Source organism: Streptomyces sp. NPDC032126, assembly GCF_055580085.1.
In genome coordinates this window covers 107,754-121,151 of record NZ_JBVIMA010000012.1, presented here as the reverse complement: position 1 = coordinate 121,151, position 13,398 = coordinate 107,754, and the positions used below count along the sequence as shown (strand labels likewise).

At 70.4% G+C, this 13,398-nt stretch carries 18 protein-coding genes; 10 read left to right on the top strand and 8 right to left on the bottom strand.

The genetic code is table 11. The annotated features are described in order from the left end of the window. The first annotated feature begins 164 nt into the window (after positions 1 to 164). On the top strand, positions 165 to 1,001 hold the full coding sequence (locus tag ACZ5NW_RS34500; RefSeq protein WP_468747953.1) for an alpha/beta hydrolase: 837 nt from the start codon (positions 165 to 167) through the stop codon (positions 999 to 1,001). A gap of 114 nt (positions 1,002 to 1,115) precedes the next feature. Here the strand turns inward: ACZ5NW_RS34500 and ACZ5NW_RS34495 are convergent, their stop codons facing one another. The 6 genes from ACZ5NW_RS34495 to ACZ5NW_RS34470 form a co-directional block, all read right to left on the bottom strand. Then, positions 1,116 to 1,403 carry a DUF1416 domain-containing protein gene (locus ACZ5NW_RS34495; RefSeq protein ID WP_004986406.1) on the bottom strand — a complete coding sequence of 96 codons (288 nt, stop codon included), beginning with the start codon at positions 1,401 to 1,403 and terminating at the stop codon, positions 1,116 to 1,118. Between the two features lie 31 nt (positions 1,404 to 1,434). After that, positions 1,435 to 2,280 carry a sulfurtransferase gene (locus tag ACZ5NW_RS34490; RefSeq protein ID WP_468747952.1) on the bottom strand — a complete coding sequence of 282 codons (846 nt, stop codon included), beginning with the start codon at positions 2,278 to 2,280 and terminating at the stop codon, positions 1,435 to 1,437. 125 nt (positions 2,281 to 2,405) lie between these two features. Continuing rightward, positions 2,406 to 2,486, bottom strand: a complete 81-nt coding sequence (locus ACZ5NW_RS34485; RefSeq protein WP_350310325.1) for a putative leader peptide — start codon at positions 2,484 to 2,486, stop codon at positions 2,406 to 2,408. A gap of 207 nt (positions 2,487 to 2,693) precedes the next feature. Next, positions 2,694 to 3,416 (bottom strand): LmeA family phospholipid-binding protein, encoded by a 723-nt coding sequence (locus tag ACZ5NW_RS34480; RefSeq protein WP_468747951.1) that lies wholly within the window; start codon positions 3,414 to 3,416, stop codon positions 2,694 to 2,696. Between the two features lie 106 nt (positions 3,417 to 3,522). Next, positions 3,523 to 4,641, bottom strand: a complete 1,119-nt coding sequence (locus tag ACZ5NW_RS34475) for a hypothetical protein (RefSeq protein ID WP_468747950.1) — start codon at positions 4,639 to 4,641, stop codon at positions 3,523 to 3,525. A gap of 3 nt (positions 4,642 to 4,644) precedes the next feature. Beyond that, on the bottom strand, positions 4,645 to 4,899 hold the full coding sequence (locus tag ACZ5NW_RS34470) for a MoaD/ThiS family protein (protein WP_468747949.1): 255 nt from the start codon (positions 4,897 to 4,899) through the stop codon (positions 4,645 to 4,647). Between the two features lie 79 nt (positions 4,900 to 4,978). Here ACZ5NW_RS34470 and ACZ5NW_RS34465 point away from each other — a divergent pair, with 79 nt between their 5' ends. Then, positions 4,979 to 5,266, top strand: a complete 288-nt coding sequence (locus tag ACZ5NW_RS34465; RefSeq protein ID WP_468747948.1) for a DUF3099 domain-containing protein — start codon at positions 4,979 to 4,981, stop codon at positions 5,264 to 5,266. Here ACZ5NW_RS34465 and ACZ5NW_RS34460 read toward each other — a convergent pair. Next, complete coding sequence (locus ACZ5NW_RS34460) at positions 5,260 to 5,622, bottom strand: DsrE family protein (RefSeq protein WP_468747947.1); 363 nt, start codon at positions 5,620 to 5,622, stop codon at positions 5,260 to 5,262. The two genes, ACZ5NW_RS34465 and ACZ5NW_RS34460, sit on opposite strands and share 7 nt — an antisense overlap. Positions 5,623 to 5,751: 129 nt before the next feature. On the opposite strand from ACZ5NW_RS34460, the gene ACZ5NW_RS34455 reads away from it, so the two are divergent. The 6 genes from ACZ5NW_RS34455 to ygfZ all read left to right on the top strand — a co-directional run bounded on the left by ACZ5NW_RS34455 (position 5,752) and on the right by ygfZ (position 10,333). Then, complete coding sequence (locus tag ACZ5NW_RS34455; RefSeq protein WP_468747946.1) at positions 5,752 to 6,498, top strand: hypothetical protein; 747 nt, start codon at positions 5,752 to 5,754, stop codon at positions 6,496 to 6,498. Beyond that, positions 6,495 to 7,247 (top strand): hypothetical protein, encoded by a 753-nt coding sequence (locus tag ACZ5NW_RS34450; RefSeq protein ID WP_468747945.1) that lies wholly within the window; start codon positions 6,495 to 6,497, stop codon positions 7,245 to 7,247. Before ACZ5NW_RS34455 ends, ACZ5NW_RS34450 begins: the two co-directional genes overlap by 4 nt. After that, entirely contained in the window at positions 7,244 to 8,104 is an 861-nt protein-coding gene (locus ACZ5NW_RS34445; RefSeq protein ID WP_468747944.1) for a hypothetical protein, read from the top strand. The genes ACZ5NW_RS34450 and ACZ5NW_RS34445 overlap by 4 nt, the downstream gene beginning before the upstream one ends. A gap of 225 nt (positions 8,105 to 8,329) precedes the next feature. After that, entirely contained in the window at positions 8,330 to 8,905 is a 576-nt protein-coding gene (locus ACZ5NW_RS34440) for a heme-binding beta-barrel domain-containing protein (RefSeq protein WP_468747943.1), read from the top strand. 15 nt (positions 8,906 to 8,920) lie between these two features. After that, complete coding sequence (locus ACZ5NW_RS34435) at positions 8,921 to 9,352, top strand: Fur family transcriptional regulator (RefSeq protein WP_468747942.1); 432 nt, start codon at positions 8,921 to 8,923, stop codon at positions 9,350 to 9,352. A 15-nt stretch (positions 9,353 to 9,367) separates the two neighbouring features. Further along, a complete protein-coding gene (ygfZ, locus tag ACZ5NW_RS34430) occupies positions 9,368 to 10,333 on the top strand; it encodes a CAF17-like 4Fe-4S cluster assembly/insertion protein YgfZ (protein WP_468747941.1) in 966 nt (321 codons plus the stop codon). Between the two features lie 19 nt (positions 10,334 to 10,352). Here the strand turns inward: ygfZ and dtd are convergent, their stop codons facing one another. Then, a complete protein-coding gene (dtd, locus tag ACZ5NW_RS34425; RefSeq protein WP_468747940.1) occupies positions 10,353 to 10,778 on the bottom strand; it encodes a D-aminoacyl-tRNA deacylase in 426 nt (141 codons plus the stop codon). A 159-nt stretch (positions 10,779 to 10,937) separates the two neighbouring features. Here dtd and ACZ5NW_RS34420 point away from each other — a divergent pair, with 159 nt between their 5' ends. Then, the gene (locus tag ACZ5NW_RS34420) at positions 10,938 to 11,543 is read left to right on the top strand and encodes an RsiG family protein (RefSeq protein WP_468747939.1); all 606 of its coding nucleotides are present in this window, start codon (positions 10,938 to 10,940) and stop codon (positions 11,541 to 11,543) included. 316 nt (positions 11,544 to 11,859) lie between these two features. After that, positions 11,860 to 13,116, top strand: coding sequence for a GNAT family N-acetyltransferase (locus ACZ5NW_RS34415; RefSeq protein ID WP_468747938.1), 1,257 nt, complete (start codon positions 11,860 to 11,862; stop codon positions 13,114 to 13,116). Positions 13,117 to 13,398: the final 282 nt, after the last annotated feature.

Genomic DNA, 13,398 nt, shown 5'->3' with positions numbered 1-13,398 from the left:
GGTCCCTGCGAGGACGTTGTGCGGTGCGACACTGCTCTGCGATCCCGGGGCCCCGTACACCTGCGGTCACCTGAGGTTTCCCGCGTTGTATACAACGCTTCCGAAAGCACAAAAGGACCCGGGGGCTACGCTGCCCGAGTCCTCTGCCCAGCAGAATAGCCGACATGAGCAACGGTTCGGCAGGTCATGCGGCACGTTCCACCGTTCGTCCGAATTCCGAGACGGTCAGAGCGGCCCCATTGCGGACGTTTCTGCACACGACCGACGGGATTCCGATCGATTCCGTATACGATCCGGGCACGGTCGTATACGACAGCTCGTCGTCACCTTCCCGTCACCCCGTATTCGTGATCGCCCACGGTTTCACCGGCGATGTGGATCGACCACATGTTCGAAGGGTGGCGGACGTCCTCGCGCGGTACGGCGCGGTGGTGACGTTCTCCTTCCGGGGCCACGGACGCTCCGGCGGCCGCTCGACCGTGGGTGACCGGGAGATCCACGACCTGGAGGCGGCGATCGACTGGGCCCGCTCACTGGGCCACGAACGGGTGATCACCGTCGGCTTCTCGATGGGCGGCTCGGTGGTCCTGCGGCACGCCGCGCTGTTCGAGGGCACGGTGGACTCGGTGGTGTCGGTGAGCTCACCGGCCCGCTGGTACTACCGGGGCACGGCCTCCATGCGCCGCCTGCACTGGCTGGTGACCCGTCCGGAGGGCCGCGTCGTCGGCCGCTACGGCTTCCGGACCCGTATCCACCACCGCGAGTGGAACCCGGTCCCGCTGTCCCCGACGGAGGCGGCGGCGAGGATCGCCCCCACACCGCTGCTGATCGTCCACGGCGACCGCGACGGCTACTTCCCGCTGGACCACCCCAGATCCCTGGCGGCCGCCGCCGGCGACCACGCCGAGCTCTGGGTGGAGCGGGGGATGGGCCACGCGGAACACGCCTCCACCGAGGAACTGCTCCACAGACTGGCCGAGTGGGCGATCAGCCGTTCTTGAGATGTCTCCGGCGCCATCACCCGGAAGAGGGGTGCGACGGAAGGCCGAAGGGCCGTACCCCAGGTGTCCAACCCGCGGGGTACGGCCCTTCGGCCGGTCACAAAGGGAGGTGGCTCAGACCGCGATCGCGACCTCGGCCAGACCACCCTGCTGGGCCACGACCGTACGGTCGGCCGTGCCGCCGGGCACGAGCGCACGTACGGTCCAGGTGCCCTCCGCCGCGTAGAACCGGAACTGGCCGGTCGCGGACGTGGGAACCTCGGCGGTGAACTCGCCCGTCGAGTCGAGCAGTCGGACGTAGCCGGTCACCGGCTCGCCGTCGCGGGTCACCTGGCCCTGGATGGTGGTCTCACCGGGCTTGATCGTGGAGGCGTCGGGGCCGCCGGCCTTCGCTCCGCACATACTGAACTCCTTGAGGGGTAAAGGTCGGGGCTTACTTGTTCGCGCCGAGCTCGATCGGCACGCCGACGAGGGAGCCGTACTCGGTCCAGGAGCCGTCGTAGTTCTTGACGTTCTCCACGCCGAGCAGCTCGTGCAGGACGAACCAGGTCAGCGCGGAGCGCTCACCGATGCGGCAGTACGCGATGGTGTCCTTGGCGAGGTCGACCTGCTCGTCGGCGTAGAGGGCCTTGAGGTCCTCGTCCGACTTGAACGTGCCGTCGTCGTTGGCGTTCTTCGACCACGGGATGTTGCGGGCGGTCGGCACATGGCCGGGACGCTGCGACTGCTCCTGCGGGAGGTGCGCCGGGGCGAGCAGCTTGCCGGAGAACTCGTCGGGCGAGCGGACGTCGACGAGGTTGTGGGAGCCGATGGCCGCCACGACGTCGTCGCGGAAGGCGCGGATCGAGGTGTCCTGGGCCTTGGCCTGGTAGTCGGTCTTGGCGCGCTCGGGCACCTCGTCGCCGGGGACCAGCTCGCGGGCGTCGAGCTCCCACTTCTTGCGGCCGCCGTCGAGCAGCTTGACGTTCTCGTGGCCGTAGAGCTTGAAGTACCAGTAGGCGTAGGACGCGAACCAGTTGTTGTTGCCGCCGTAGAGGATCACCGTGTGGTCGTTGGCGATGCCCTTCTCCGACAGCAGCTTCTCGAAGCCGGCCTGGTCGACGAAGTCACGGCGGACCGGGTCCTGCAGGTCCTTGGTCCAGTCGATGCGGATCGCGTTCTTGATGTGGTTCTTCTCGTAGGCGGACGTGTCTTCGTCCACCTCGACGATGGCGATCGCCGGGTTGTCCAGGTTCTCCTGGAGCCAGTCGGCGTCTACCAGGACGTCGCTGCGGCTCATGCTCGTTCTCCTCCGGGGCAGTTACGGCGGGGTGTGTGCAGGTCAGGGGTGCGCTGCCGCAGGGGCGGGCGGCGCGGCGAGGCCCAGACAGGGCAGCGGGGAACGCGGGAGTCGAAAGCTTCCGCTCAGAAGGTGCGACAGAGCATGGCGGCGACGCGGCACAGGTCTACTGCCCGCCGCTTCGTGAGATCCGCCTGTCGCTTCATGTGCTCGATCGTAGGGACGGACAGGCGGGCATGTCACCGCCGTGTCATATGGCGAGATGCGATCGTCCGGATGGCGAGAAAGAAACGGCGCCCGGGCCGTGTCCGTACGGCTTCCGGGCGCCTGAGCATGGCGATGTATCTGAGACGCGGACGGGGCGTCTCGCTCTGCGGACATCCCCCGTCCACCAGGACCACCAGGGGATTGCCCTACCCGGCGAGGTGGACGTTCGAACCCTTCACGGTGATCTCCACGCCGTCCTTCGCGGGCTCCGCCTTGTCGAGCTTGATGCCGCCCGGCAGGTCGTTGACCTTCTGCTCGAAGTCGGTGACCGAGCGGGCCTCGTCCTCGGCGACCTTCACGCCCATGAAACTGGGCAGGGAGTCGGCGTGCACCCGGACCGTGTCCCCCTCGACGCGGACCGAGCTGAGGACGTAGACCGTCGTCGGCAGCCCCGACACCTGGACGCCGACCTTGATCTTGCTGTTGCCGCCGTAGGCGAGGCTGACGACCTTCGCGGTGAACGGGCCGATCTCGACGGGCTCCGCCTTCGCGGACTTCAGCAGCTCGGCGTAGGTGATGGAAGCCGTGCCGGTCGCGGTGTCGGCCGTCGCCGAGCTGTAGTCGCCGGAGAACTCGACACCCCGCATGTGCGCCGTGAGGTCGTCGATGCGGATGGTCCGCCCGTTCGTGCCGGTGTCCGCCTGGTAGTCCTTGATGCCGACCTCGACGTCGTCCAGGGAGCCGCCCATGACCTGGGTGAGGAAGGGAAAGCCCTTGATGGACACATCGGGGGTGGAGGCGAGGTTCTCGGTCGACTTCAGCTTGTCGGCCGCCTCGCCCTCGGCGAAGTACACCGCCACGCGGTCGGCCAGCACGAACAGGCCGCCCAGGACCACGGTGATGATCAGCAGTATTCGCAGTGCGCGCATTGCGGTGGTTCCCCCAGACGACGGTCGATGACCACCCACGGTAACCCTGTGCGGAAGGGCTTCCATGGGTTTGTCGATCACCTGTGACAGTCGGGGCCCGCCGGGCTCAGTGGCCCAGCGCCCGGCCGAGGACGTACACCGCGGGGGCGGCGGCGGCGAGCGGCAGCGCGACACCGGCCGTGAAGTGGACGAAGCGGGACGGGTAGTCGTAGCTCGCGACCCGGTGCCCGATCAGCGCGCACACGGCGGCCCCCGCCCCGAGCAGCGCACCGCTCGTACCGAGGTCGGTCGCCCCGCCCACCGCGATACCGGCACCGGCGGCGGCGAGCAGCGCGACCACGACGGAGGCCGGGGTGGGCAGCGGCAGCGCCCGCGCGAGCAGGGCGGCGGCGACGGCGGCCGCGCCGACGGAGACGGCGTCCGTCTCGGCCCCGAGGAAACCGGTGGCGACGATCGCCAGTGCCGAGGAGGCGACGGTCGCCATCAGCCCGTACATCCGCTCGTCGGGGTCGGCGTGCGAGCGCAGCTGGAGGACCAGGCAGAGCAGGACCCACACGCCGAGGGTGCCGAGGATCGCGGCGGGCGCGTGCGAGCGGCCGGCGGCGAGCAGGGCGGCGTCGGAGACGAGGGCGCCGAGGAAGGCCAGCGCGATGCCCTGCCGGGCGGGCCACATGCCGTTCAGCCGGAACCAGCCGGCGGCGGTCACCGCCTGGAGGACGACGAGCGGCACGAGGAGTGCGTACGACCCGACGGCCGCCGTGCCCGAGAGCAGCAGGCCGAGCAGCGCGGTGAGGGCCGCGGGCTGCATACCGGGTTCGATGATCGGCGAACGGCCTTCGAGGCGAGCGCGCTGGGCGTCGGTGATCCGGGCGTTGCCGGAGAGGGTGGCGGGGCCGTATCCCGTGCTCTCGGGTCCGAATCCGGCGCTCTCGGTGCCGGCGGCGGGAGCGGACTCCGGCTCAGGGGCGGGGGCGCTGTAGGGCGTCGGGGCCGGATCGGCGACCGCCACCTGCGGCTGAGCGCTGGTCTCCCAGGTCTGCCCCTGCCACTGCTGGGTGTACTGCTGGGACTCGTCGTAGCCCTGCTGGTACTGCTGCTGGTACTCCTGCTGGGGGTACTGCTGGTACTGACCCTGCTGGTACTGCTGGTACTGCGGCTCCTGGTACGGGGGCTCCTGGTACTGCGGTTGCTGCTGGGCGTAGGGGTCGTACGGGTCGTAGGACATCGGTCACCCTCCTGCGAACGGCGGGAGCACCTCGACCGTGCCGCCCTCGGCCAGCCGTACCGTCTCATGCGCGCGGGTCCCCACGGGGTCGCCGTCGACGAGGAACGAGCACCGCAGCAGTACGCGGGTGAGTTCCCCGGGGTGCCGCTCGCGCACCGCCGCGAGGGCGTCGGCGAGGGTGACCGCGTCGTACGGCTCCTCGGCGACCCCGGCGGCGGCCTTGGCGGCGGCCCAGAAGCGCACCGTGACCTTTGCCATGTCGTCCCTCTGGTCAGTCGTGTCGGTAGGACTGTGAACAGCCACAGGCTACTGGGCGTGCCGGACCTACCCTTGACCTATGTACGCGAGGCGGCGTCACCTCTACTTCGCCATGATGGGGACATGCCTGACTCTCTTCGTCCTGGCCTGGGGAGTCGTGCGCATCTGGTCCGTGCCCGCGGCCGTCGCCATGTGTCTCGTGGCCATGGTCATCCCGCCGCTCGCGGCGATGGTCGCGAACCGGCGGGGCCCGGAGGACCGCTGGTGGGACGATCCGTCCGGCGACCCGAAGTCGGACGAGTGGTGGGACGAACTCGACGGCAAGAAACGGCGGGGTCAGGGCCGGACAGGCCCCGGACCTCAGTAGACGAGCGCCTGCGTCTCGTCGCCCAGGATCTCCTGGACGAAGACCTGCGCGCCGGCGATGCGCACGCCCTCGATGACGTCCTTCTCGGTGATCTCCCGGCGGGCCGCGCACTGCGTGCACAGGGTGATGCGGCCGCCCGCGAGGATCGACTCGATCAGGTCGGGAAGCGGGGCGGCGTGCGGGAGTTCGAACTCGGCGGCGCGACCCGGCAGGGCGAACCACGAGGACTCCCCGGTCAGCCACAGCGAGACCTCCACGCCACTGGCCACGGCCACCGCGGCGACGGTGAACGCCTGGGAGCACCGCTCGGGGGCGTCGGCTCCCGCGGTCACCTTGATCACGAGCCTCTTGTCCATGCCCGAATCGTAATCACCTCACCGGCGACTCCCGGGCAACTGCTGGTCGGCGCCATGAGTCTTCTGTGAAGCGTGCGTACGGAATGCGCGCTTCACTTTTTGTGGGGGAACGTCTTGCAAGTTCCACACGTGCCGGATGAGGCAGAAGAGCCCGAGATATCCGCACCGCCCCGCGTCCGCCGCCGCGGTCGCACCACCCTGCTCGTCGCCGCGGCCGCCGTCCTCGGCGTCGTCGGCGGCACCTGCACCGGCTACCTGATCCAGGCCGACCGCGAGCCCACCGCACTGCCACCGCTCTCCCAGCCCACGCTGACACAGGCCGAGGGCCCGGCCCCGGAGCCGCTGTCCGCCGCCCAGGACCGCCAGGTGAAGACGGACGGCGACCTGCGCAAGCTGCTGCTGTCCAAGCCGCGCGGGGTGAGGGACGCGCCGTGGCTGAAGGGCTCCGACGGCTGGCTGGGCATGGTGCCGTACGCGGCCGAGTTCAAGAAACCGGCCGGTGCCTTCGTACAGCTCGCCGGGGACGAGTTCCGGCGCGCCGCCGTCGTCGGCTGGGAGAGCGGTGACGGAACCGGCATCACCACCGTCGAGATCCGGCTCGTCCAGTTCCGCCAGCGGCAGACCCTCGCCGCCTCCGCCGCCGTGCAGGAAGCCGGTCAGTACGCGGAGGAGGAGGACGGCACCAAGAGCCGGCCGATCCCCGGTACCGGGGAGGGCACGACGTACGTCCACACCCGTCCCCACCACTCCCTGTACAGCGCGGAGGCCCACGCCTGGCGCGGTGACATCGCGATGGAGATCTGGATCTACTCCGGCAGGCAGATCCCCGAGGCGACGATCGCGGACCTGGCCGCGCGGCAGATGGAGCGGCTGTGAACGAGAACCGAACCGTGGCGCGCGGGCGCGGCCGGATCGCCGCCGTCGCCGGTGCCGTCCTGCTCGCCGGCGCGGTCGTCGCGGGGGTCGGATACACCGTGGTCACCGTGCGCGACGCCGACCGGGATCCCGGCAGCCCCACCTGGGCGTTCCCGGACGAGGAGGCGGGGACGTCGACCCCGGCCGCGAGGACCGGGCTCGCCGGGATGTTCGTGCCGTACTCGAGCGACTGGAAGCCGGGCCCGGACATGGGCGAGTTCGGCTACGACGCCCAGTTCAGCGGCGAGCGGGCCGCGACCCTGCGCAAGGAGGCGTACCGCGATCTGCCGCGCGGCCAGCGCACACGGTTGGAGAAGGAGATCGACAAGGAGCGCATCAAGGGCATGGCGCTGCGCAGCTATCTCCGCAAGTCCGAGACCGGCGTCGACTACGACAAGGCCGTCACGGTGAAGGTCGTGCTGACGCAGATGGGGAACCAGGCCGCCGTCCGTGACCTGTCGACGTACCAGAACGCGTTCCTCGACGCCCTGGGCACCTTCCGCAAGGGGCCGACGATCACCGGGCACAAGAACGCCCGCTGCTTCCTGCCGCCCAGCACGTCGGGCCTCCAGGGGATGGTCTGCTCGGCCTACGAGGGAGACGTGCTCGTCGGCCTCACCGCGTTCGGCGCGGGCCTGGACAGCAAGGCGGTCGCGGCCCTGCTGACCGAGCAGCTCGACCGCATCGTCGAAACGGGGAAGGCCGTATGAGCGAGCAGACGCAGCCGGTGGAGGAGCAGGTCCAGCAGGAAGCCGAGCAGCAGGTGACCGCCGAGCTGCCGCAGCGGGTGGTCGAGGCGCCGCGGCGGGAGCGGGGGGTGGTGCGGGGCGTCCTGCGGTGGACCGCCGCCGTCGTCGTCCTCGTGGCGGCCGGGGTGGGCACGGCGTACGGCGTGACGAGCCTGGACCGGACGGACGTACCCGGACTGGCCACCGCCTCCGACGGCCGCTGGGACTACCCGACGCTCACCCGGCCGCCGCTGCCCTCCGGCAGCCCCGCGCCCTTCGACACCCGGAACTGGTCCGGCAGCCACTACGCCGACCTGCGCGCGCTCGTCCTGCCCGCGCCGAGGGGAGCCACGGACGACAAGGCGCTGCGCGGCTCGGACGGGTGGCTGGCGACGAAGGACTTCCTGGCGGAGTACCCGGACGCCGACAAGCGGAGCCGCCTGGATCAGTACCTCGTCGACCTGGGTCTGCGGCACATGGCGGCCCGCGGCTGGACCACCGCGGACGGCACGCGGACCCGCGTGTATCTGCTGCAGTTCGGTACGGCGGAGGTCGCGCACCTGGCCCGCGAAGAATTCGCCCCGTACGACTCGGCGTGGTTCCCCGTGCGCGGCGCCGGGGTGTCCCACCTGGACGCGGACTTCCCGCTCGACGCCAAGGTCGACAACACCGACCGCTCGGTCTACGTCGAGGACAAGCCCTACGGCGACGAACAGGTCCGGCACGCGTACGTCCAGGCCGGCGATGTCCTGGCCGTGATCATCCAGTCCCGGAAGGGAGAGGCCGCCGCCGTCCCCTTCCAGCAGACGGTCGTCCTCCAGAGCCAGCTGCTGGGCTGACCCCCAGGGCGCACCTCACAAAGAGGGCCGGGTCCCGGGCGCGTAAGCTGGGGCCCGGCTCTGTTGCGTCCGCACCGAACTCCGCTCATCCGAGGAGCAACCCGTGGAGATCTTCTTCGAAACCCTGCTGGTCCTGGTCTGCGTCGGCGTCCTCGCCTTCGCCGGTCTGACCGTGAAGAAGCTGTACCAGGGCCAGCGCTGACCCATTAGCTAGGAACCCCTCTGATGATCGAGATCCCGTCCGACCTCCACAAGGACCTCGTCCCCCTCGCCTTCCTGCTCGGCAACTGGGCCGGCGCGGGCGTGTTCGACTTCCCGGGCGACGAGAAGTGCAACTTCGGCCAGGAGGTCAGCTTCACCCACGACGGCCGGGACTTCCTTGAGTACAGCTCCCACACCTGGGTGCTGGACCAGGACGGCAACAAGGTCCGCCCGCTGGAGTCCGAGCACGGCTTCTGGCGGATCGACGCCGAGCGCAGGGTCGAGGTCACGATGACCCGCGACGACGGCGTCATCGAGATCTGGTACGGCGAGATGGCGAAGCAGAAGCCGCAGATCGACCTGGTCACGGACGCGGTCGCCCGCACCCCCGCCTCCCGCCCGTACAGCGGCGGCAAGCGCCTGTACGGATACGTCAAGAGCGACCTCATGTGGGTCGGCGAGAAGCAGACCCCCGAGGTCGAGCTGCGCCCCTACATGTCGGCCCACCTGAAGAAGGTCGTCACCCCGGAGGACGTCGAACGCTGGGCCAAGGCCCTTCCCGACGACATGCCCGACGACGGGATCGCCTTCTTCAAGTAGCTCTAGACTTTCGGTGTGGTGAGCATCGACTGGAAGAGCGACCTCAGGCAGCGCGGCTACCGGCTGACGCCGCAGCGGCAACTCGTGCTCGAAGCCGTGGACACCCTTGAGCACGCGACCCCCGACGACATCCTCACGGAAGTGAAGAAGACGGCGTCGGGGGTCAACATTTCCACCGTCTACCGGACGCTGGAACTGCTCGAAGAGCTCGGGCTCGTCTCCCACGCCCACCTCGGGCACGGCGCGCCCACCTACCACCTCGCCGACCGGCACCACCACATCCACCTCGTCTGCCGCGACTGCCAGAACGTCATCGAGGCCGATGTGGACGTGGCCGCCGAGTTCACCGCGAAGCTGCGGCGGGAGTTCGGTTTCGAGACCGACATGAAGCACTTCGCGATCTTCGGCAGATGCCGGGACTGTTCCCTGAAGGGTTCAACTACCTAGTCGTAGGCTAGGCATATGAAGAGCCCTCTGCTGTCCCTTCCCGGCGCCGTCCCCGCCGAGGGGGTGGACGAAGGCGTCGCCGCCCACTACGGCGACCTGTTCCGCGAGCAGCGAGCCCTCGCCGACGGCACCGGCTTCGTCGACCTCTCCCACCGAGGCGTCGTGACCGTCTCCGGCGAGGACCGGCTGAGCTGGCTGCACCTGCTGCTCACCCAGCACGTCAGCGACCTGCCCGTCGGCCAGGCCACCGAGGCGCTGATCCTCTCCGCGCACGGCCACATCGAGCACGCGCTGTACCTCGTCGACGACGGCGACACCGTCTGGGCGCACGTCGAGCCCGGCACCCAGGAGGCGCTGATCGCCTACCTGGAGTCGATGAAGTTCTTCTACCGGGTCACCGTCGCCGACCGCACCGCCGACATCGCCGTGGTGCATCTGCCCGCCGGTTCCATCGCCCCGGTGCCGGACGGCGTCGTCGTGCGCGAGACGGCGTACGGGCGTGATCTGTTCCTGCCGCGCGTCGACCTGGAGTCGTACGCCGAGCGGGTCGGCTCACCGGCCGGACTCCTCGCCCACGAGGCCCTCCGGGTCGAGCACCACCAGCCCCGCCTCGGCTTCGAGACCGACCACCGTACGATCCCGCACGAGCTGGGCTGGATCGGCACGGCGGTGCACCTCCAGAAGGGCTGCTACCGGGGGCAGGAGACCGTCGCCCGCGTCCAGAACCTGGGCAAGCCGCCCCGCCGGCTCGTCTTCCTCCACCTCGACGGCAGCGAGGTCCATCTGCCCACGCCCGGCACGGAGATCCGCCTCGCCGAGGAGGGCCCCGACGGCCGCAAGATCGGCTTCGTCACCTCGTCCGTACGCCACTACGAGCTGGGGCCGGTGGCCCTCGCGCTGGTCAAGCGGAACGTACCCGTGGACGCGCCGCTGATGGCGGGGGAGACCGCGGCGGCCCAGGAGCTCGTGGTCGAACCCTGACCGGGGCCCGAGCGAGGCCCTAGATCTCCAGCAGCACCGTGAAGGGCCCGTCGTTCGTCAGCGAGACGCGCATCTTCGCCCCGAAGCGGCCCGTCGCCACCGTCGCCCCCAGGGCGCGCAGCTGGGCCACCACCTCGTCCACCAGGGGTTCCGCCACCTCGCCCGGGGCCGCCGCGTTCCACGTGGGGCGGCGGCCCTTGCGGGCGTCGCCGTAGAGCGTGAACTGGCTGATCACCAGCAGCGGCGCGGCGATGTCGCTGCACGACTTCTCGTCGTCGAGCATGCGGATCGACCACAGCTTGCGCGCCAGCTGAGCCGCCTTCTCCTTGGTGTCCTCGTGGGTGACCCCGACCAGGACACACAGGCCCTCGCCCTCGATCGCGCCCACCGTCTCGCCGTCCACGACGACACTCGCGCCGTCCACCCGCTGTACCACCGCTCGCATGCGGCCATCATGCCGTGCCGCCCGCAACCCCCGTTACCGGGCCTCTTTTTGATCCTTTAGCCACCATCTGGGGCCGTTCGGGGGCACTCGGTCACATAGCGGCCACTTGGGGTGGCACGATGCTGTCCACACGCCGGTTCGAGGGGACGCCAGAGGCACATGAGCACACCGAGTACCGGGCGGCTGGGCGCGACCACCCAGCGCACGCCCGCGCAACGCAGCGACAGTCCACCGCCCGCCGGCGGTCCCCGGCTGCCCGTGGATCCGCCGGAGTACGACCTGTCCCGGATGAGCCTTGCGGAACTGCGCACCCTGCGCCGGGACGCCCAGCGCGACGAGGCCGACCTCAGCTACGTACGCCGGCTCCTCCAGGGACGTATCGACATCCTGCGCGCCGAACGCGCCCGCCGGGGCACGGCGCCCGCCCCCACCGCGCCCGGCGCCTCCGTCGTCGCCCGGCTCTCGGAGATCCTCACCGACGCCCCGGCCCGCCAGCGCTCCTCCGCCCGCCATGTCACCGTCGGCACCCCGCAGCGCGAGGAGTACGGGCAACTCGCCGCCGACATGCTCGCCGAGGTCGAACTGTCCGACCTGACCGCCCGCACCGACCCCGAGCTGGACGAGGCCATGGCCCGCCTGGTCCGCTACGAGCAGCACATCTCCCGCCACCGGCAGGCCCTGCAGCGCACCCACGACGACTGCAGCGCGGAGATCGCCCGCCGCTACCGCGAGGGCGAGGCCCAGATCGACGACCTGCTCGTCTAGGGCCTGTCCGGCGGATCCGGCCGCAGACGCGGGGCCTGGCACGCCCTCCCCCACTGCCTTAAAGGCGTGGGGGGACCCCCAGCGGCGTTGTCGTCGGTTGCCGATGCTCCGCATCGCCGCCCTCCTCCGCCTTGCAGCTGGACGCTCCCCCACGCTCGAACTTCGCTCGCGCGGGAGGTACCCCCATCGGCCCCGCTCACCTGCGCTGACGAGGTACCGCCGATCTCCTGCGACCTGATTCGCCGGACAGGCCCTAGGGCCTCTCTCACGGGAAAATTGCCGCGACACGGCACCCGCTCCCTCCTACCGTGGCCCCATGACGACCTCTCCCGGCGGCATCGACGTACGCCCGATCACCGAAGCGGAGATCCCCGACTGGATTCGGGCGATGCGCGTGGGGTTCCTGCGCGGCCCCGAGGTGTCCGAGCAGGAGCTCTCCGACCGCGGCGCGATCATCGACCCGGCCCGCACCCTGGGCGCCTTCGAGGCGGGACGGTGCGTGGCGACGTACCGCTCCTTCCCGCAGGAGCTGACGGCGGTCGGCGGCCGTACGCTCCCCGCCGACGCCATCTCCAACGTCACGGTCACCCCGACCCACCGCCGGCGCGGGCTGCTCACCCGGATGATCGCCCAGGACCTGGCCGCCGCGAAGGAACGCGGGGACGCCCTCGCCACGCTGATCGCCGCCGAGTACCCGATCTACGGCCGCTACGGCTTCGGGCCCGTCACCACCACGACCCAGTGGACGATCGACGTGCCCCGCTCCGGCCTCGACCCGCGCTGGTCGGGGCCCGAGGACGGCGGCCGGATCGACCTGATCGACGCCGCGGAGGTCCGCAAGACCGGCCCCGAACTGCACGATCGGGTGCGGCGGGCCCAGCCCGGCGCGATCGACCGCGACGAGCGCTGGTGGCGGATCAACACCGGCGCCCTGCGCATCGGCGGCGACTGGAGCGCCCCCTACTGGGCCGTGTACCGCTCGGCGGACGGCCAGGTCGAGGGCATGGTCGCCTATGAGACGGACAGCAGGTGGGGCGACGGCAAGCAGCCCCTGAACACGGCGTCCGTGGACTGGCTGATCGCGACGAGCCCGGCCGCCGAGCGCGCCCTGTGGTACTACCTGTGCTCGATCGACTGGGTGACGACGGTGAAGTCCGGCGACCGGGCTCCCGACGACCTGCTGCCGCACTTCCTGCCCGACCCGCGCGCTGCCCGCGTCACCACCCAGGCGGACTGGCTGTGGGCCCGGCTCCTGGATGTCGTACGGGCCCTGGAGGCGCGGACGTACGAGGGGGAGGGGGCGCTGGTCCTGGACGTCCGGGACGGGGACGGGCTGACCGGCGGGCGGTATCTGCTGGAGGCCTCGCCCGAGGGCGGCGCCTGCGTCCCGAGCACCCGGAGCGCCGATCTCACGCTCGATGTCGCCGACCTGGCGTCACTGTGGCTGGGCGACGCGTCGGCGGTGCGGCTGGCGGCGCTGGGCCGGGTGCGCGAAGAACGAGCGGGCGCCGCCCGGAAGGCGGACGCCCTGCTGCGTACGTCCAGGCGGCCTTGGTGCCCGGACCAGTTCTGAGTGCGGCTCCTTTCCTTCCCGGCGACGACGGCGGCTCATTCATCCGTAGGTGGGGCTATGAAGTTGTCGGTGTTCAGTTGTGACTGTGCGCGATCTTCGGTTGTGGCTGTTCCCGGTGTTCAGTTGTGACGGTGCCGTCGTGCTGGTCGCGATGCCGGGCTCCCGGCTCCCCTCCGGAAGAGAGCCCGACCAACCATCAGGAAGCTTGACCATGTTCCCGAAGTTGGCTGCCAACTTCACTGTTCTTATGTCCGCTTGGAAGCGGCCTATAACCATCTCTTG